General features: G+C 72.7%; 17 protein-coding genes. 13 read left to right on the top strand and 4 right to left on the bottom strand.

The window, feature by feature from the left end:
• Positions 1-57: 57 nt before the first annotated feature.
• The 4 genes from ispG (at position 58) to ACFYOB_RS26000 (ending at position 4,550) form a co-directional block, all read left to right on the top strand.
• Complete coding sequence (ispG, locus tag ACFYOB_RS26015) at positions 58-1,215, top strand: flavodoxin-dependent (E)-4-hydroxy-3-methylbut-2-enyl-diphosphate synthase (protein WP_388563317.1); 1,158 nt, start codon at positions 58-60, stop codon at positions 1,213-1,215.
• 142 nt (positions 1,216-1,357) lie between these two features.
• Positions 1,358-2,203, top strand: coding sequence for a GNAT family N-acetyltransferase (locus ACFYOB_RS26010; protein WP_388563315.1), 846 nt, complete (start codon positions 1,358-1,360; stop codon positions 2,201-2,203).
• Between the two features lie 62 nt (positions 2,204-2,265).
• Complete coding sequence (locus ACFYOB_RS26005; protein WP_388563313.1) at positions 2,266-2,808, top strand: GNAT family N-acetyltransferase; 543 nt, start codon at positions 2,266-2,268, stop codon at positions 2,806-2,808.
• Between the two features lie 44 nt (positions 2,809-2,852).
• Complete coding sequence (locus tag ACFYOB_RS26000) at positions 2,853-4,550, top strand: proline--tRNA ligase (protein ID WP_388563311.1); 1,698 nt, start codon at positions 2,853-2,855, stop codon at positions 4,548-4,550.
• A gap of 27 nt (positions 4,551-4,577) precedes the next feature.
• Here the strand turns inward: ACFYOB_RS26000 and ACFYOB_RS25995 are convergent, their stop codons facing one another.
• The 4 genes from ACFYOB_RS25995 to ACFYOB_RS25980 are packed head-to-tail and all read right to left on the bottom strand — an operon-like array spanning position 4,578 to position 7,577.
• The gene (locus ACFYOB_RS25995; RefSeq protein WP_388563527.1) at positions 4,578-5,558 is read right to left on the bottom strand and encodes a slipin family protein; all 981 of its coding nucleotides are present in this window, start codon (positions 5,556-5,558) and stop codon (positions 4,578-4,580) included.
• Between the two features lie 44 nt (positions 5,559-5,602).
• On the bottom strand, positions 5,603-6,505 hold the full coding sequence (locus ACFYOB_RS25990) for an aminoglycoside phosphotransferase family protein (RefSeq protein ID WP_388563309.1): 903 nt from the start codon (positions 6,503-6,505) through the stop codon (positions 5,603-5,605).
• 44 nt (positions 6,506-6,549) lie between these two features.
• Positions 6,550-6,990 carry a ferritin-like domain-containing protein gene (locus ACFYOB_RS25985; RefSeq protein ID WP_388563307.1) on the bottom strand — a complete coding sequence of 147 codons (441 nt, stop codon included), beginning with the start codon at positions 6,988-6,990 and terminating at the stop codon, positions 6,550-6,552.
• The gene (locus ACFYOB_RS25980) at positions 6,987-7,577 is read right to left on the bottom strand and encodes a hypothetical protein (RefSeq protein WP_388563305.1); all 591 of its coding nucleotides are present in this window, start codon (positions 7,575-7,577) and stop codon (positions 6,987-6,989) included. Before ACFYOB_RS25980 ends, ACFYOB_RS25985 begins: the two co-directional genes overlap by 4 nt.
• 114 nt (positions 7,578-7,691) lie before the next feature.
• Between ACFYOB_RS25980 and rimP the strand changes: the two genes are divergently transcribed.
• From rimP to ACFYOB_RS25935, 9 genes are all read left to right on the top strand, one after another.
• Positions 7,692-8,189, top strand: coding sequence for a ribosome maturation factor RimP (gene rimP / locus ACFYOB_RS25975; protein WP_388563303.1), 498 nt, complete (start codon positions 7,692-7,694; stop codon positions 8,187-8,189).
• A gap of 2 nt (positions 8,190-8,191) precedes the next feature.
• The gene (gene nusA, locus ACFYOB_RS25970) at positions 8,192-9,190 is read left to right on the top strand and encodes a transcription termination factor NusA (RefSeq protein WP_388563301.1); all 999 of its coding nucleotides are present in this window, start codon (positions 8,192-8,194) and stop codon (positions 9,188-9,190) included.
• 146 nt (positions 9,191-9,336) lie between these two features.
• Positions 9,337-9,624 (top strand): YlxR family protein, encoded by a 288-nt coding sequence (locus ACFYOB_RS25965; RefSeq protein ID WP_388563299.1) that lies wholly within the window; start codon positions 9,337-9,339, stop codon positions 9,622-9,624.
• A 148-nt stretch (positions 9,625-9,772) separates the two neighbouring features.
• Entirely contained in the window at positions 9,773-12,889 is a 3,117-nt protein-coding gene (infB, locus tag ACFYOB_RS25960; RefSeq protein WP_388563297.1) for a translation initiation factor IF-2, read from the top strand.
• A 160-nt stretch (positions 12,890-13,049) separates the two neighbouring features.
• Positions 13,050-13,343: a DUF503 domain-containing protein gene (locus tag ACFYOB_RS25955; RefSeq protein WP_030651158.1), complete on the top strand. Its 294-nt coding sequence runs from the start codon at positions 13,050-13,052 to the stop codon at positions 13,341-13,343.
• A 28-nt stretch (positions 13,344-13,371) separates the two neighbouring features.
• Positions 13,372-13,830, top strand: coding sequence for a 30S ribosome-binding factor RbfA (gene rbfA / locus ACFYOB_RS25950; protein WP_388563295.1), 459 nt, complete (start codon positions 13,372-13,374; stop codon positions 13,828-13,830).
• Complete coding sequence (gene truB / locus ACFYOB_RS25945) at positions 13,827-14,735, top strand: tRNA pseudouridine(55) synthase TruB (protein ID WP_388563293.1); 909 nt, start codon at positions 13,827-13,829, stop codon at positions 14,733-14,735. Before rbfA ends, truB begins: the two co-directional genes overlap by 4 nt.
• 553 nt (positions 14,736-15,288) lie before the next feature.
• Complete coding sequence (locus tag ACFYOB_RS25940; RefSeq protein ID WP_388563291.1) at positions 15,289-16,989, top strand: hypothetical protein; 1,701 nt, start codon at positions 15,289-15,291, stop codon at positions 16,987-16,989.
• Positions 16,990-17,121: 132 nt separating this feature from the next.
• Positions 17,122-18,078, top strand: coding sequence for a bifunctional riboflavin kinase/FAD synthetase (locus ACFYOB_RS25935; RefSeq protein WP_388563289.1), 957 nt, complete (start codon positions 17,122-17,124; stop codon positions 18,076-18,078).
• Positions 18,079-18,125: the final 47 nt, after the last annotated feature.

The following is an 18,125-nucleotide window of genomic DNA, read 5'->3' as shown; positions in this document are numbered from 1 at the left end:
AAACCTGGAGCCCGCCGATCTCGGCACCTTGATCCACACCTTGGGGTTGTACAGCAGATGACTGCCATCTCTCTCGGAATGCCGGCCGTGCCGACGAAGCTTGCCGACCGCAGGGTCAGCCGCAAGATCCACGTCGGGTCGGTCGCCGTCGGCGGCGACGCACCCATCTCGGTGCAGTCGATGACCACGACCCGCACTTCCGACGTCGGCGCCACGCTCCAGCAGATCGCCGAGCTGACCGCTTCCGGATGCAACATCGTCCGCGTGGCCTGCCCGACCCAGGACGACGCCGACGCCCTCGCCGTCATCGCGAAGAAGTCGCAGATCCCGGTCATCGCCGACATCCACTTCCAGCCCAAGTACGTGTTCGCCGCGATCGACGCCGGCTGCGCCGCCGTCCGCGTGAACCCGGGCAACATCAAGCAGTTCGACGACAAGGTCAAGGAGATCGCGCACGCCGCCAAGGCCGCGGGCACCCCGATCCGGATCGGCGTCAACGCGGGCTCCCTCGACGCCCGGCTGCTGAAGAAGTACGGCAAGGCCACCCCCGAGGCGCTGGTCGAGTCCGCGCTGTGGGAGGCCTCCCTCTTCGAGGAGCACGGCTTCGGCGACATCAAGATCTCGGTCAAGCACAACGACCCGGTCGTCATGGTCAACGCCTACCGCCAGCTGGCCGCCGCCTGCGACTACCCGCTGCACCTCGGAGTCACCGAGGCCGGCCCCGCCTTCCAGGGCACCATCAAGTCCGCCGTCGCCTTCGGCGCGCTGCTCTCCGAGGGCATCGGCGACACCATCCGCGTCTCCCTCTCCGCGCCGCCGGTCGAGGAGGTCAAGGTCGGCAACCAGATCCTGGAGTCGCTGAACCTCAAGCCGCGCCGCCTGGAGATCGTCTCCTGCCCGTCCTGCGGCCGGGCCCAGGTGGACGTCTACAAGCTGGCCGAGGAGGTCACGGCGGGCCTGGAGGGCATGGAGGTCCCGCTGCGCGTCGCGGTCATGGGCTGCGTCGTCAACGGCCCCGGCGAGGCCCGCGAGGCCGACCTCGGCGTCGCCTCCGGCAACGGCAAGGGCCAGATCTTCGTGAAGGGCGAGGTCATCAAGACGGTCCCCGAGTCGAAGATCGTGGAGACCCTCATCGAAGAGGCCATGAAGATCGCCGAGCAGATGGAGAAGGACGGCGTGATGTCGGGCGAGCCGACGGTCGCCATCGGCGTCTGACGCCTGCGAACATCCGCCCCCGGCCCCGTTCCCGCAGCTCGCGGGCCGGGGCCGGGGCTTTTTCGTGACCTGGGGGACCGGGCATCCTCCGGTCGCGCCGGGTACAGTGCGGAGATCAGCAGACTTGCACGGTGAGGCCCCAGTGTTGACGCAGACCACCACCCGGGTCCTTGAGCCCAGTGATCTCGACGCCGCCCTCGAAGTCCTCGGACGCGAGCCGGTCGAGAACGCCTTCGTCACCTCCCGGGTCCAGGTCGCCGGACTCGACCCCTGGCGCCTGGGCGGCGAGATGTGGGGCTGGTACACCGACGGCGAGCTGCGCTCCCTCTGCTACGCGGGCGCCAACCTGGTCCCCGTCTGCGCCGAACCCGACGCCGTACGCGCCTTCGCCGACCGCGCCCGCCGCACCGGCCGCCGCTGCTCCTCCATCGTCGGCCCCGCCGAGGCCACCCGGCTGCTGTGGCAGCTCCTGGAGCCCAGCTGGGGACCGGCCCGCGACGTGCGCTCCCACCAGCCCCTCATGGTCATGGAGGGCCCGTCCGTCACGGTCGAGGCCGATCCGCTGGTCCGCCGGATCCGCAAGGACGAGATGGACCTGATCATGCCCGCCTGCGTGGCCATGTTCACCGAGGAGGTCGGCATCTCGCCGATGGCCGGCGACGGCGGGCTGCTCTACCAGGCCAGGGTCGCCGAACTCGTCGGCAGCGGCCGCTCGTTCGCCCGCGTCCAGGACGGCCGGATCGTCTTCAAGGCGGAGATCGGCGCCGCCACCTCCCGAGCCTGCCAGATCCAGGGCGTGTGGGTGGACCCCGAGTTCCGCGGCCGCGGCCACTCCGAGACCGGGATGGCCGCCGTCGTCGCCTACGCGCTGCGGGACGTCGCGCCCGTGGTCAGCCTCTACGTGAACGACTTCAACACCGCCGCGCGGGCCTCGTACCGGCGGGTCGGCTTCCGCGAGGTCGGCGCCTTCATGAGCGTGCTGTTCTGAATCCGCAGGAGACCTTGCCGACGGCATACCGGCACCCCCCTACCGCGCAGTAAGGTCGCCGCATGCTGCCTTCCGGACTCCGCATCGGCCCCCTCGACCTCGCCGCCCGCGTGGACGAGGCCCTGCGCGTGCAGGCCGTCGCCTTCGGCCTCAGCGAGGACGAGGTCGGCATCCGGCGCTACATCGTCCAGCGCCACATGACCTGCAAGGGCGCCCGCGCCCTCGGGGCCTTCGCCGAGGACGGCGCGCTCCTCGGCTTCGTCTACGGGATGCCGAACGACCGGACGCACTGGTGGTCCACGATCGTCGAGCCCTACCTCCGGGCCGGCGGCCACGACGACTGGCTCGACGACTCCTTCGTGATCACCGAGCTGCACGTCCACCCCGGATTCCAGGGCCACGGCGTCGGCCGCGCGCTGATCACCGACATCACCGACAGCGCCGCCGAACCGCGCTCGATCCTCTCCGCCATCGACACCGACAGCCCCGCCCGCGGGCTCTACCGGGCCCTCGGCTACAAGGACCTCGCCCGCCAGGTCCATTTCCCGAGCGCGAGCCTCCCGTACGCCGTCATGGGAGCCCCGCTGCCCCTGCTGCGGCCCTGAGAAACGGTTTCCGCCGCCCGCGCGGCCGCCGGTAACCTCCGGGCATGTCTACGCAACACGTGCAGCGCATGTCCCGCCTCATGGCCAAGACCCTCCGCGAGGACCCGGCCGACGCCGAGACCCTCAGCCACCGGATGCTCGTCCGCGCCGGATACGTCCGGCGCAGCTCGGCCGGGGTGTGGACGTGGCTGCCGCTCGGCAAGCGGGTCCTGGACAACGTCTCGCGCATCGTCCGCGAGGAGATGGACGCGATCGGGGCCCAGGAGGTGCTGCTCCCGGCGCTGCTGCCGAAGGAGCCGTACGAGGTCAGCGGACGCTGGTCGGAGTACGGGGACCTGCTGTTCCGGCTCAAGGACCGCAAGGGCGCGGACTACCTGCTCGGCCCGACCCACGAGGAGATCTTCACACTGGTGGTGAAGGACCAGTGCACCTCGTACAAGGACCTGCCGGTCATGCTGTACCAGATCCAGACCAAGTACCGCGACGAGGCGCGGCCCCGGTCGGGCGTGCTGCGCGGGCGCGAGTTCCAGATGAAGGACTCGTACTCCTTCGACGTGTCCGACGAGGGGCTGGAAGAGTCGTACCGCCTCCACCGCGAGGCCTACGTCCGCATCTTCGAGCGTCTCGGCCTGGACCACCGCATCGTGTCGGCGGTGTCGGGGGCGATGGGCGGCTCGGCGTCCGAGGAGTTCCTGGCCCCGGCGGAGGCCGGCGAGGACACCTTCGTGGACTGCCCGTCCTGCGACTACGCCGCCAACACGGAGGCCGTGACGTTCGCCCTCGCCCCGGTGTCCGCGCAGCACCCGGCGCCGGAGGAGGTCGACACCCCGGACACCCCGACCATCGAGACCCTGGCCGCGCAGCTGGGAGTGCCCGCCTCGGCGACCCTGAAGAACCTCCTCGTGAAGGTCGACGGCGAGATCGTGGCGGTCGGCGTGCCCGGAGACCGCGAGGTGGACCTCGGCAAGCTCGGCGAACACCTGGCGCCGGCGGTCGTCGAGCTCGTCACGGCCGAGGACTTCGAGGGCCGGCCCGACCTCGTACGCGGCTACGTGGGGCCGCAGGGCCTGGAGAAGGTCCGCTACCTGGCCGACCCCCGCGTGGCGCCGGGCACGGCCTGGATCACCGGCGCCAACCGGGTGGACACCCACGCCCGCAACGTGGTCTGCGGCCGGGACTTCGAGGTGGACCAGTACCTGGACGTGGTCGTCGTGGAGCCGGGCGACCCCTGCCCGTCCTGCGGGGCGGGCCTGCGGCTCGACCGGGCGATCGAGATCGGGCACATCTTCCAGCTGGGCCGCAAGTACGCCGACGCGTTCGGGCTGGACGTGCTCGGCCGCGAGGGCAAGCCGGTGCGGGTCACGATGGGCTCGTACGGCATCGGGGTCTCGCGCGCGGTGGCCGCGCTCGCCGAGCAGACGGCGGACGCGCGCGGACTGAACTGGCCGGCGGCGGTGGCCCCGGCGGACGTCCACGTGGTGGCGGCGGGCAAGGCCGTGCCGCTGGCACTGGCGGAGCAGGCGGCGTCGGCGCTCGCGTCCTCGGGTCTGCGTGTCCTGCTGGACGACCGCCCCGGCCTGTCCCCGGGCGTGAAGCTCACGGACGCCGAGCTGATCGGCGTCCCGTGGATCCTGGTCGCGGGCCGCCGCTCGGCCGAGTCGGTGGTCGAACTCCAGCACCGCGCCTCGGGCACCCGCGAGGAGCTCCCCCTCACCGAGGCGCTGGCCCGCCTGACGACGTAACGGGTGGCGGCGCCGCCCGGGCTCCGGCTAGCCGCACGGCTCGTCGGTGCCCGACGGGGGCGGCGCCGGGCCGTCCGGGGACGGGCCCGGCGCGGGCGGCGGCGAGCCGTCCAGGGACAGTCCGCCGGGCGGGCCGGTCACCGCACGGGGAGCCTCGGCGTCATCCAAAGGGGGCGCCGAGGGAGCCGGAGCGGCCGGGGAACCGGGGGCGGCCGGGGCCCCCTCCCCCTCCGCGACCGGCCCCGCCGGCGGCGCGGCGCGCTCCAGGAAGCGCAGGAGCTCCACCGGGAAGGGGAGGACCAGCGTCGAGTTCTTCTCCGCCGCCACCGCGACCACCGTCTGCAGCAGGCGCAGCTGCAGCGCGGCCGGCTGCTCTGACATGACCTCCGCCGCCTCGGCCAGCTTGTGCGAGGCCTGGAGCTCCGCGTCCGCGTTGATCACACGGGCCCGCCGCTCCCGGTCCGCCTCCGCCTGCCGGGCCATCGACCGCTTCATCGTCTCCGGCAGGGACACGTCCTTGATCTCGACCCGGTCGATCTGCACGCCCCAGCCCACGGCCGGGCTGTCGATCATCAGCTCCAGGCCCTGGTTGAGCATCTCCCGATTGGACAGCAGGTCGTCCAGGTCCGACTTGCCGATGATCGACCTGAGCGAGGTCTGCGCCATCTGCGAGACGGCGAAGCGGTAGTCCTCCACCGCCACGATCGCGTTCGCCGGATCGACGACCTTGAAGTACACGACCGCGTCCACGCGCACCGTGACGTTGTCCCGCGTGATGCCCTCCTGCGCGGGCACCGGCAGCGTCACGATCTGCATGTTCACTTTTCTGAGCCGGTCGATCCCGGGCACGATCATCGCGAAACCGGGCGGCCGGATCTCCTGGCGCAGCCTGCCGAAGCGGAAGACCAGGCCGCGCTCGTACTGCTTCACCACCCGGGCCGCGGCGCCCACGTAGACCGCGACGCCCACACCCACGGCGACCGCCGCTGTCAGCAGTTCTTCGACCATGACGGCCCCCTGCCGGACTGACATACCTACTTAAACGGTATGCCCTACAGCCAGGCCGCGAACTCCAGCAGCAGCTCCGCGTCCCGTCGCCGCCCGGCGGCCAGCGCCCGGTTGCCCGACTCCACCGCCCGGAACACCGTCCAGCCCCGAAGCCGGTCCCGGTCCACCTCCAGGGCGTCGGCCAGCTTGTTCACCCGGCGCCGGGCGCCCGCCGCCCCCGCCGAGGTGGCCATCTGGTCCTCCAGCCGGTCCCGGACCAGCCGCGCCAGGTCGTACGCCCGCTCGCCGACCAGCGGGTCCGGGCCCACCGTCAGCCACGGGGCACGCTCGCCGGCGAGGACCTTGCCCTGCCGGAAGTTCCCGTGCAGCAGCAGCTCCTCCGGCGGGGCCGCGACCAGCTCGTCGCGCATCGCCAGCGCCGCGTCGGCCAGCGGCCTGACCTCCGCAGGGGCCGCCTTCAGCGCCACCGACTGCCGCTCGGCCCGCTCCGCCACCGTCTCCCAGACGTGCCGGGCCGGCGGCGCCACCCACAGCCTGCGCAGCGTGCCGCTGGCCTCCAGCAGCGCCTTCGCCTCCGGCAGCGACCGCAGCGAGACCTCCGGGTGCAGCCGTTCCAGCAGCAGCGCCCCGTCCTCCTCGTGGTGCCGCGAATCGAGGACCCGTACGGCCCCGAAACCGCCCCAGTGCGCCAGCGCGGCCAGCTCCCGGTCGGGCCGGGCGTGCGGAGGAGCCAGTTTCAGAGCGGCCGGGGTCCCGTCGGGGTACCGGACGAGGACGACCAGACTGCTGCGGCCGCCCGGGGCCTGCACCCGCTGGGCCTGCACCCCACGCCGGTCCAGCGCGGCCTCGGTGATCCGGGGCAACTGGCGCAGCCAGTCCGCGTCCTGCGCCGATTCCGGCATCTCGCCGAGCGCCCGTACAAGCCGCTGCGGCGGTTCGAAAGCCATGCGTGCGTGGTCCCTTTCAGCTGTGCTGGGCCCGTCGTGCCACTTCAGCGCTTTTCCGTGAGCCCAGGGAAGGCTACGCCGACACCACGCCAGCGTGCCGCGCGCACGGCCGCCGCGCTCAGCGCGTCGGCCGCCATGCGGCGCAGCGGGCCCTGTGCGGCCCGCACCAGGTCGGAGTACGCGCCCGCCACCCGGTCCTCGATCTCGGCGGCCAGCCGCTCGGCTTCGGCGGGGGTGCGGACCTCGAACGGCAGGGCGTACGCCGCCTCCGACGGCCGGGGCGCGCCCCCGAGCTCCCGCACGGTCCGGGCGAGGGCGTCGCGCCGGGCGAGGTGGCCGGCGTACGCCTCGCGGGCCTCCGTCGACCGGGCTCCGGTGGTCCGGGCGCCGATCACCCCGTAGCCGTACGCGGCCGCGTGCTCGGCGGCCAGTGCGGCCTGCGCCGCCTCCAGGGCCTGGCCGGCGGTGGTGGGTTCGGGCTTCACGGCTTGGCTCCGGGGGTCGAGGTCAGCAGGTACGCGTGTACGGCGCCGCAGGCGGCCACCGAGGCCAGCAGCCGGGCCAGCTCCCCCGGGGCGCCGGCCAGGTCGATGGTCCGGGCCTCCGACAGGCTGCGCTCGGCGTCCGCGAGGGCGGTCAGGGCCTCGGCGGGCCCCGGCGCCACGGGCTCCCCGCTCGCCGCGGGAGCGGCCGCGCCCGTACCGCCGGACGGGGACGCGGAAGCGGACGGGGACGGTGCGCCCGCGGGGGCGGGGGACAGCGCCGCGGCGTGCGCGGCGACCGCGGTGCGCAGCGGGGCGAGCCGCTGCGCCAGGTCCGGATGGGCGGCGGCGGTGGCGTCGTAACGTTCCAGCAGCCGCGCGCTGTCACGAACGGCCGCCTCCCGCATCCGCTGTTCGAGTGAAATCCCGGAAGCGGTGTCGGGCGAACCGGCGGCGGAGCACCCGCTGAGCAGCGCGGCACCGGCGGCGCCGGCGGCTCCTGCGAGCAGGCTCCGGCGCGAGGGCCTCGGTGGCAGAGTCCAGGGCACGGCGACGTCCTCGGGGGTGATGGCGGGGCAGGGTGTGATCACGGTACCCGGGGCTCCGTCCACAGGGCTGACGGCAACACCCTCCGCGACCGGATACCCTTTGACCTGACACACGACGGAAACCACAACAGCACACGCGGCCGAGGAGTCACCCGGATGAGCACCACCCAGAGCGACAGGCTGCGCGGATTGCTGGAGCCGCTCGTCGCCGCCAAGGGCCTGGACCTCGAAGAGATCGAGACGTCCCGGGCGGGCAAGCGCCGGATGCTGCGCATCATCGTGGACTCCGACGAGGGCGTGGAGCTGGACGCGTGTGCCGAGCTGAGTCGCGAGGTCTCCGACCTGCTCGACGAGACCGACGTCATGGGCGAGGACGAGTACGTCCTCGAGGTGAGCTCGCCGGGCGCCGACCGCCCGCTGACCGAGCACCGTCACTACGTACGGGCGATCGGCCGTCTCGTGAAGTTCCAGCTGACCGGGAGCGGGGAACTGATCGCCCGCGTTCTCGACGTCGACGACGAGGGACTGGACCTCGAAGTCCCGGGCGTGAAGGGCCGCAAGGCGACCGCCCGCCGTATTGCTTTCACCGACATCGCCAAGGCGCGTGTCGAGATCGAGTTCAGCCGCAAGGACAAGAAGGAAGAGGAGGCGTAGTCGTGGACATCGACATGAGTGCCCTGCGGGGTCTGGTCCGGGAGAAGGAGATCTCCTTCGACCTGCTCGTCGAGGCGATCGAGTCGGCCCTCCTCATCGCGTACCACCGGACCGAGGGGAGCTTCCGCCGCGCCCGCGTCGTGCTGGACCGCACCAACGGTCACGTGGTCGTGTGGGCGACGGAAGACCCGAGGGACCTCGAAGAGGGCCAGGAGCCCAAGGAGTTCGACGACACCCCGTCGGACTTCGGCCGGATCGCGGCGACGACCGCCAAGCAGGTGATCCTGCAGCGTCTGCGCGACGCCGAGGACGACCTGACCTTCGGCGAGTTCGCCGGCCGTGAGGGCGACGTCATCACCGGCGTCGTCCAGCAGGGCAAGGACCCCAAGAACGTCCTCGTCGACATCGGCAAGCTGGAGGCCATCCTGCCGGTGCAGGAGCAGGTCCCCGGCGAGGAGTACACGCACGGTCTGCGCCTGAAGGCGTACGTCGTGCGCGTGGCGAAGGGCGTCCGCGGTCCGTCCGTGACGCTGTCGCGCACCCACCCCAACCTGGTGAAGAAGCTCTTCCAGCTGGAGGTCCCCGAGATCGCCGACGGCAGCGTCGAGATCTCCGCGATCGCCCGTGAGGCCGGTCACCGCACCAAGATCGCCGTACGGTCCACCCGCTCGGGCCTGAACCCGAAGGGCGCCTGCATCGGCCCGATGGGCAGCCGTGTGCGCAACGTGATGGCCGAGCTGCACGGCGAGAAGATCGACATCGTCGACTGGTCGGACGACCCGGCGGAGATGGTCGCGAACGCGCTGTCACCCGCCCGGGTGAGCCAGGTCGAGGTCGTCGACTGGGACACCCGTTCCGCCCGGGTGACCGTGCCCGACTACCAGCTGTCGCTGGCCATCGGCAAGGAGGGCCAGAACGCCCGCCTCGCCGCGCGGCTCACCGGCTGGCGCATCGACATCCGTCCCGACACCGAGCAGCCCTCGGACCGCGACGGGGAATAAACCGGTACCGCCCGGGGCTACCCGGGCGGTAGACAGGGACCACGAGGGCCTTACACCGGCCCCGTGGATCACCACAACACAACAGCCGTTCGATTTTCGCCCGGAACTTGTCGGGGGAGGGTCGGTGCGGGGAGGTAGACTTAGGCGTGTCTGGCCGGACGCAAGCCCGCGCATGCCCCGAACGAACCTGTGTGGGGTGTCGGGAGCGAGCGGCCAAGAGCGATCTGCTGCGCATCGTGGCGATCGAGGACGAATGCGTCCCCGATCCTCGCGGTACGCTGCCCGGCCGGGGTGCGTACGTGCACCCTGCCGTGGTCTGCCTCGACCAGGCGGTCCGCCGCCGGGCGTTCCCCCGGGCCCTCCGGTCCGCCGGAGCGCTCGACACGACGGAACTGCGCAATGTCCTGGCCGGTCAGGCCGAGGCGACACCGTAAGACGTAGAACGGCACGGATACCCCGTGCGGTCAGGTACCTCGCGAGTTGGAAGTAGGTCGAGATTGCGATGAGCACTCGATGAGTACGCGATGAGTACGCCCATGAAGTAGCAACGGTCCGGCGTAACCCGGACCTAAAAGGAGCGAAGTGGCTAAGGTCCGGGTATACGAACTCGCCAAGGAGTTCGGAGTTGAGAGCAAGGTCGTCATGGCCAAGCTCCAGGAACTCGGTGAGTTCGTCCGTTCGGCGTCCTCGACGATCGAGGCGCCGGTTGTACGCAAGTTGACTGATGCACTGCAGGGGCCCGGCGGCAACGCCGGCAAGTCCGCTGCCAAGCCGGGTGCGCCCCGCAAGGCTGCCCCCGCCAAGCCCGGGGCCCCGACCCCGGGTCCCGCACGTCCCGCTGCGCCGAAGCCCGGCGCACCGGCCCCCAAGCCGGTCGTCGCGGAGGCTCCGGCCGCCGCAGCGCCCGCCCCGGTGACTCCGGCCGCCTCCGGCCCGCGTCCCGGCCCGAAGGCTCCCGCCCCGAAGCCCGCTCCGGCGGCGCCCGTGGCGACCGAGTTCTCCGCGCCTGCAGCGGCAGCGGCTCCGGCCGCCCCGGCGCGCACCGAGCGTCCCGCCGCGGCTCCCGGTCCCCGTCCGGCGCAGCAGCGTCCGGCGGCCCAGGGTGGCCAGGCCGGTGCCCGTCCCGGCGCCCCGCGCCCGGCCGGCGCCACTCCCGGTGCCCAGGCCCCTCGCCCCGGCGGCGCGGCCCCGCGTCCGCAGGGCGCCCGTCCGGCGGGTCCCCGTCCGGGCAACAACCCGTTCACCTCTGGTGGCTCCACCGGTATGGCGCGCCCGCAGGCGCCCCGTCCGGCCGGCGCGCCCCGTCCCGGTGCCCCCGGCGCCGGCGGCGGCCAGGGTGCTCCCCGCCCGCAGGGCGGTCCCGGCGGCGCTCCGCGCCCGCAGGGCCAGGGTGCCGGTCGCCCGACCCCCGGCGGCATGCCCCGTCCGCAGGGCGGCGCCCCGCGTCCGGGTGGTGCTCCCGGCGGTAACCGTCCGAACCCGGGCATGATGCCGCAGCGTCCCGCTGCCGGTGGTCCCGGTCCCCGTCCCGGCGGCGGCCCCGGTGGCCGTGGTCCCGGTGCGGGCGGTCCGCGTCCCGGTGGCGCCGGTCGTCCCGGTGGCGGCGGCTTCGCCGGCCGTCCGGCCGGTCCCGGCTCGCGTCCCGCGGGTGGCGGCGGCTTCGGCGGCCCGCGTCCCGGTGGCGGCGGCTTCGGCGGCGGTCCGGCCGGTGCCGGTGGCGGCGGTCGTCCCGGCTTCGGCGGGCGTCCCGGTGGTCCCGGTGCCCGTGGTGGCACGCAGGGTGCCTTCGGCCGTCCCGGCGGTCCGGCCCGTCGTGGTCGCAAGTCCAAGCGTCAGAGGCGCCAGGAGTACGAGGCCATGCAGGCCCCGTCCGTCGGCGGCGTGATGCTGCCTCGCGGCCAGGGCGAGACCGTTCGCCTGTCGCGCGGTGCCTCCCTCACCGACTTCGCGGAGAAGATCAACGCCAACCCGGCGTCGCTCGTCGCCGTGATGATGAACCTCGGCGAGATGGTCACTGCCACGCAGTCCGTCTCCGACGAGACGCTCGAGATGCTGGCCGGCGAGATGAACTACGTCGTCCAGATCGTCAGCCCGGAGGAAGAGGACCGCGAGCTCCTCGAGGGCTTCGACATCGAGTTCGGCGAGGACGAGGGCGGCGAGGAATACCTCCTGCCGCGTCCGCCGGTCGTGACCGTCATGGGTCACGTCGACCACGGTAAGACCCGACTGCTCGACGCCATCCGCAAGACGAACGTCGTTGCGGGCGAGGCCGGCGGCATCACGCAGCACATCGGTGCGTACCAGGTCAGCGCCCAGGTCAACGACGAAGACCGCAAGATCACCTTCATCGACACCCCGGGTCACGAGGCGTTCACCGCCATGCGTGCCCGTGGTGCCAAGTCGACCGACATCGCGATCCTCGTGGTCGCGGCCAACGACGGCGTCATGCCGCAGACGATCGAGGCGCTCAACCACGCCAAGGCCGCCGGCGTCCCGATCGTCGTCGCGGTCAACAAGATCGACGTCGAGGGTGCCGACCCGGTCAAGGTGCGCGGTCAGCTCACCGAGTTCGGTCTGGTCGCCGAGGAGTACGGCGGCGACACGATGTTCGTCGACATCTCCGCCAAGCAGGGTCTGCACATCGACTCCCTGCTTGAGGCCGTCGTCCTCACCGCCGACGCCTCGCTCGACCTGCGTGCCAACCCGGAGCAGGACGCTCAGGGTATTGCGATCGAGTCCCACCTCGACCGCGGCCGCGGTGCCGTCGCCACCGTCCTCGTCCAGCGCGGTACCCTCCGCGTCGGCGACACGATGGTCGTGGGCGACGCCTACGGCCGAGTGCGCGCCATGCTCGACGACAAGGGCAACAACGTCGAGGAAGCGGGTCCGTCGACCCCCGTCCTGGTCCTGGGTCTCACCAACGTCCCCGGCGCCGGCGACAACTTCCTCGTCGTCGACGAGGACCGCACGGCCCGTCAGATCGCCGAGAAGCGTGCTGCGCGTGAGCGCAACGCCAACTTCGCCAAGCGCGTCCGCCGGGTGTCCCTGGAAGACCTCGACTCGGTCCTCAAGGCCGGTCTGGTCCAGGAACTCAACCTCATCATCAAGGGCGACGCGTCCGGTGCGGTCGAGGCCCTCGAGTCCTCGCTGCTCCAGCTCGACGTCGGTGAAGAGGTCGACATCCGCGTCCTGCACCGCGGTGTGGGTGCGGTCACCGAGTCCGACATCTCGCTGGCGATGGGCTCCGACGCCATCGTCATCGGTTACAACGTCCGTGCGGCCGGCCGTGCCGCGCAGATGGCGGACCGCGAGGGCGTCGACGTCCGCTACTACTCGGTGATCTACCAGGCCATCGAGGAGATCGAGGCGGCCCTGAAGGGTCTCCTCAAGCCGGAGTACGAAGAGGTCGAGCTCGGTACGGCGGAGGTCCGCGAGATCTTCCGCTCGTCCAAGCTGGGCAACATCGCCGGTGTCCTCATCCGGTCCGGCGAGGTCAAGCGCAACACCAAGGCGCGGCTCCTGCGCGATGGCAAGGTCATCGCCGAGAACCTCACCATCTCCGGTCTGCGCCGCTTCAAGGACGACGTCACCGAGATTCGCGAAGGCTTCGAGGGCGGTATCAACCTCGGCAGCTACAACGACATCAAGATCGACGACGTCATCGCGACGTACGAGATGCGCGAGAAGCCCCGCGCGTAAGCGCGAGGCGGTTCGCACCGTGTCGTAACTCGTAACACCGGGGCCGGTCGACGGAATATCCGTCGATCGGCCCCGGCCGTTGCGTGTACGGTTCTGGTGACCCTGCCGAGCGACGGCCGGCAGGCCACCGAACCCGCACCGGCGGGATATCCGGAACTGCATGTACGTGGGGACTCTGTCCTTCGATCTGCTCCTCGGCGACGTCCACTCGCTGAAGGAGAAACGCTCCGTAGTACGGCCCATCGTGGCCGAGCTCCAACGCAAGTTCTCCGTGAGCGCGGCTGAAGTGGGCGACCAGGACCTGCACCGCAGGGCCCGCATAGGGGTCGCCCTGGTGAGTGGGGACGCGGGGTTCCTCTCGGACGTACTGGACCGCTGCGAGCGGCTGGTCGCAGCGCGTCCGGAAGTGGAGCTGCTGTCCGTACGACGGCGCCTCCACGGTGATGAAGACTGATAGCAAGACATAAGAAGGAGACGGACCAGTGGCCGACAATGCGCGGGCGAAGAAGCTGGCGGACCTCATCCGGGAGGTGGTGGCCGAGAAGCTGCAGCGTGGTGTCAAGGACCCCCGCCTCGGTACGCACGTGACCATCACGGACACCCGGGTCACCGGCGATCTGCGGGAGGCCACGGTCTTCTACACGGTCTACGGCGACGACGAGGACCGGGCCAGCGCGGCAGCGGGCCTGGAGAGCGCCAAGGGCGTACTGCGCTCCGCGGTCGGCCGGGCGGCGGGCACCAAGTTCACGCCCACCCTGACCTTCGTCGCGGACGCCCTCCCGGAGAACGCCAAGACCATCGAGGACCTCCTCGACAAGGCGCGCGCCTCCGACGCCCAGGTGCGTGAGGTCTCCTCCGGCGCCCAGTACGCCGGCGACGCCGACCCGTACAAGAAGCCCGGTGAGGACGCCGACGACTCCGAGGACGCAGCCGCGGAATGAGCACCAACGCAGGGAAGACTCCGGACGGCCTTGTCATCGTCGACAAGCCGTCCGGCTTCACTTCGCACGACGTGGTCGCCAAGATGCGCGGGATCGCCAGGACCCGCCGCGTCGGCCACGCAGGCACCCTCGACCCGATGGCGACCGGCGTGCTGGTCCTCGGCGTCGAGAAGGCCACCAAGCTCCTCGGCCACCTCGCGCTGACGGAGAAGGAGTACCTCGGCACGATCCGGCTGGGCCAGAACACCCTGACGGACGACGCCGAGGGCGAGATCACCTCCTCCACGGACGCCGCCGGGGTCACCCGGGAGGCCGTGGACGCGGGCATCGCGAAGCTGACCGGCGAGATCATGCAGGTTCCGTCGAAGGTCAGCGCCATCAAGATCAAGGGCGTGCGCTCCTACAAGCGCGCCCGCGACGGCGAGGACTTCGAGATCCCGGCCCGCCCGGTGACCATTTCGTCGTTCCAGGTGTACGACATGCGGGACGCGGAGGCCGAGGACGGCACCAAGGTCGTCGACCTCGTCGTCTCCGTGGTCTGCTCCAGCGGTACGTACATCCGCGCGCTCGCCCGTGACCTGGGCGCCGACCTGGGTGTCGGCGGCCACCTGACCGCGCTGCGGCGCACCCGGGTGGGCCCGTACAAGATCGACCGGGCGCGCACGCTGGACCAGCTCCAGGAGGAGCTGACCGTCATGCCGATCGGCGAGGCGGCGGCCGCGGCCTTCCCGCGCTGGGACCTGGACGCCCGGCGCGCCTCGCTGCTCGCCAACGGCGTGCGGATCGACATGCCCGACGAGTACCCGGCCGGCCGGACCGTCGCGGTCTTCGGGCCGCAGGGGAACCTGCTCGGGCTCGTGGAGAGCAAGGGCGGCAAGGCGAAGGCCCTCGCGGTCTTCGCCTGACCACGCGCCAGCCGGTCCGCCGACGTGGAGCGGTGAGCGCACATTGCCGCTCACCGCTCCACGACCCCCCTCGGGTAGGTCTCTATCCACCCGGACCCTCGTATTCACCCGTCCGAGCAGGCGCTCGGAGTGAATGGAGGGAGCGTTAGGGGGCGCGTTCGCCTCGCGTGCTTTTCGTGCTGATCTTCACCTGCCTACCGTCATGAGCACGGGGCGTTGCGGGGGAGTGGTGCGGCCATGGCGGAGCTCGTCACAATCTGCGATCCGGCCGGGCGGGCGCGCGGCAGTGGATTCGTCGCCGACGACCGCGGGACGGTCGTCACCAGTCACGAGGCCGTCGACGGCCTGAGCCGGGTGGTGCTCCGCGGGCCCGGCCAGGGCGGGCGCACCTGGCTGGCCGAGGCGGGGGACGTGATCGCGCTGCCGGGGCTCGCGCCGGCACTCGTACGCACCGACGGGCTCGGGGTGCGGCCGCTGCCGGTGGCGATGCGCGAGGCGATCGCTCCGGGAACGTACGTACGTCACGTACCCGGCGGCGGACCGGCTGCACGCCGTGCCCACGAGCTCGGCGGTCGAGCTGGCGATCGGTACGGACGGGCGGGACGCGCTGAGCCTGGGCGGGGAGGCCTGCGGGGGGCCGGTCCTCGACGCGCGGACCGGAGCGGTGCTCGCGGTACTGGGCACCGCTCTGCGCGCGGAACACCGTTCCGGCGGCTTCGCGGTGGCCCCGCGGGCGGCGGCCGGAGCCGACCCGGACGGCCCGCTGGCCGCGCTGCTGGAACGCAACGCCGCGACCGTGCCGGCGTACGGGCCGGACCTGAACCTCGCCGGGGTCCTCGAACTGACCCGGACCACCCTGGGCGCGGCCCTGCCCCCGGGCGAGGCCGAGCCCGCCTGCGAAACCGTCGAGCGACCGGGGACCGCGGCCGAACTGGAGGCCTTCACGGCCGGGGACCGCCTTGTCCTCGGCCTGGTGGGAGCCCCCGGCACGGGCCGCACCACGGCGCTGGCGGCCCTGGCCGTGCGCCGGGCCCGCGCGGCCCGTCCCGCACCGACGGTGTGGCTGCGCGGGGCGGACCTGCACGGCGGGGACGCCTCGGTGGCCGACGCGGTGACGCGGGCGCTGGTCTCGGCGGCCAAGATCGCGTCCGCCGCGGGACGGGCCGTCCTGGTGGACCGGTCCGCGCCCGACACGGACGCCGGGCAGGCGGCGCGGGTCGCGGACGCGGCCGGGCGGGCGCTGCTCGTGGTGCTCGACGCCCCCGAGGAGATGCCGCCGGAGCTCGCGCACCGCCTGGGAGCCTGGACCGCTGCGACCGTCGGGTGGCTGCGCGCGGCGGGGGCCCGGCTGGCCGTCGCCGCCCGGCCCGAGCACTGGGAGCGGGTCGGCGCCCTCTGCCCGCCCGAGGTGCTGTACGCCGGCGCCCGCCCGTCCCGGCGGATGCCGCCGGCCCTCCCGCTCGGCGACCTGACCCCCGCCGAGGCCGTCGCCGCACGGGCCCGGTTCGGCATCCCCGAGGGCTCCGTCCGGGAGTCCGACGCCCGGCACCCGCTCACCCTGCGCCTGCTCGCCGGGATCCGCGCGGCCGGGGTCACGGCCCGATGCCCCGGCCGCGACGAGGTCTTCGCCGCCCACCTGGACCTCCTGTGCCTGCGCGCCGCCGTCCGCATCGCCGCCGCCCGGCCCGGAGCGGCCCGGGTGCACGGCCCCGGGGCCAGGCGGCTCGCGGCGCGCGCGGCCGACCGGGTCCACGAGGCCGCCCGGCGCTGTCTGTGGCCCGGGCAGGGATCGCTCGATCCGGTGCCGGGCCACCGGCCCGCCCGGCCGGGCGGGCCGGACGAGGGAGTGCGGTCCGCCCCGGCGCCGGTACGGGCCGACTGGCCGCCGTACTGGCCGCGCCGGGCGGGGAGGCCTCGTACGCGCTGCGCGGCGAGCTGGCCGACGCACTGCTGCGCGAGGAGACCGACCCGCGGGTGCTCGACGCGTTCCTGGGAGCCGTCGCGGCCGGCGCCGCAGCCCGCCCGGAGGACCGTACGCGGGAGCTGCTGCGGCGCACCGGGCGGCCGTGGCTCGGGGCTCCGGGCGGGCCGGCGGTGTTCGAGCGGCGGACGGTGGAGCTGGCCCGGTCCGACCCGGCCTTCGGCGGGCTCGTGGCGCGCTGGCTGGCGCGGGCGGGAGGTGAGGCGGCGGCCCTGCTGGGCCCGAGCGCACGGCGGACGGTGGAGACCTTCGGCAGGGCCGCCGCAAATGTGACGTGACGATATGACGCGGTGGCCGTGCGAGGCAGATGCCGATGCGGGGCACCGGGCAGCGGCATGGCAGTCTTAGACCTGTAATCGGCAATCAGTACAAGGCCTAAACGGGTTCGGGCGAGGAGCGGTCACAGTGCAGCGCTGGCGTGGCTTGGAGGACATCCCCCAGGACTGGGGACGCAGCGTCGTCACCATCGGCTCCTACGACGGCGTGCACCGCGGTCATCAGCTGATCATCGGACGGGCCGTGGCCAAGGCGCACGCGCTCGGCCTCCCGTCCGTCGTCGTCACCTTCAGCCCCCACCCGAGCGAGGTCGTCCGCCCGGGCAGCCACCCGCCGATCCTGGCGCCCTACGACCGGCGCGCCGAGCTGATGGCCGGCCTGGGTGTGGACGCGCTGCTGATCCTGCCGTTCACGGCGGAGTTCTCGCAGCTGTCCCCGGCCGACTTCATCGTGAAGGTGCTGGTCGACAAGTTGCACGCGCGGTCCGTCATAGAGGGCCCGAACTTCCGCTTCGGCCACCGGGCCGCAGGGAACGTCGACTTCCTGCGCGAGCTGGGTTCCACCTACGACTACGAGGTCGACGTCGTGGACCTGGTCGAGCGGGGCGAGGCGGGCGGCGGTGTGCCGTTCTCCTCGACGCTTGCGCGCAGGCTGGTCGCCGAGGGCGACATGGAGGGCGCGGCCGAGGTCCTGGGACGGCCGCACCGGGTCGAGGGCGTGGTGGTGCGCGGTGCGCAGCGCGGGCGCGAGCTCGGCTATCCGACGGCGAACGTCGAGACGCAGCCGCACACCGCGATCCCGGCGGACGGGGTGTACGCGGGCTGGCTGACGGCCGACGGCGAGCGGATGCCCGCGGCGATCTCGGTGGGGACGAACGTGCAGTTCGACGCGACCGAGCGGACCGTGGAGGCGTACGCGATCGACCGGATCGGCCTGGACCTGTACGGGAAGCACGTGGCCGTCGACTTCCTCGCGTACGTGCGGGGGATGGCGAAGTTCGAGTCGCTGGACGGGCTGCTGGAGGCGATCGCGGACGACGTGAAGCGGGCGCGGGTGCTGACGGACGCGTACGACGCGCAGCGCTGACGGACGAACGGGCGAGGGCCCGTACCGTCCCGGATCTCGATCGATCC

This window comes from Streptomyces sp. NPDC006463 (assembly GCF_042870715.1).
Classification (GTDB): domain Bacteria; phylum Actinomycetota; class Actinomycetes; order Streptomycetales; family Streptomycetaceae; genus Streptomyces.
This window is presented reverse-complemented; position numbering and strand designations above follow the sequence as displayed.

Coding starts and splice junctions, on each gene's coding strand:
- ACFYOB_RS26005 (WP_388563313.1), top strand. CDS start 2,266: ATGCTGCCTTCCGGACTCCGCATCGGCCCCCTCGACCTCGCCGCCCGC.
- ispG (WP_388563317.1), top strand. CDS start 58: ATGACTGCCATCTCTCTCGGAATGCCGGCCGTGCCGACGAAGCTTGCC.
- ACFYOB_RS26000 (WP_388563311.1), top strand. CDS start 2,853: ATGTCTACGCAACACGTGCAGCGCATGTCCCGCCTCATGGCCAAGACC.
- truB (WP_388563293.1), top strand. CDS start 13,827: ATGAGCACCAACGCAGGGAAGACTCCGGACGGCCTTGTCATCGTCGAC.
- rimP (WP_388563303.1), top strand. CDS start 7,692: ATGAGCACCACCCAGAGCGACAGGCTGCGCGGATTGCTGGAGCCGCTC.
- ACFYOB_RS25990 (WP_388563309.1), bottom strand. CDS start 6,505: ATGGCTTTCGAACCGCCGCAGCGGCTTGTACGGGCGCTCGGCGAGATG.
- ACFYOB_RS25955 (WP_030651158.1), top strand. CDS start 13,050: ATGTACGTGGGGACTCTGTCCTTCGATCTGCTCCTCGGCGACGTCCAC.
- ACFYOB_RS25995 (WP_388563527.1), bottom strand. CDS start 5,558: ATGGTCGAAGAACTGCTGACAGCGGCGGTCGCCGTGGGTGTGGGCGTC.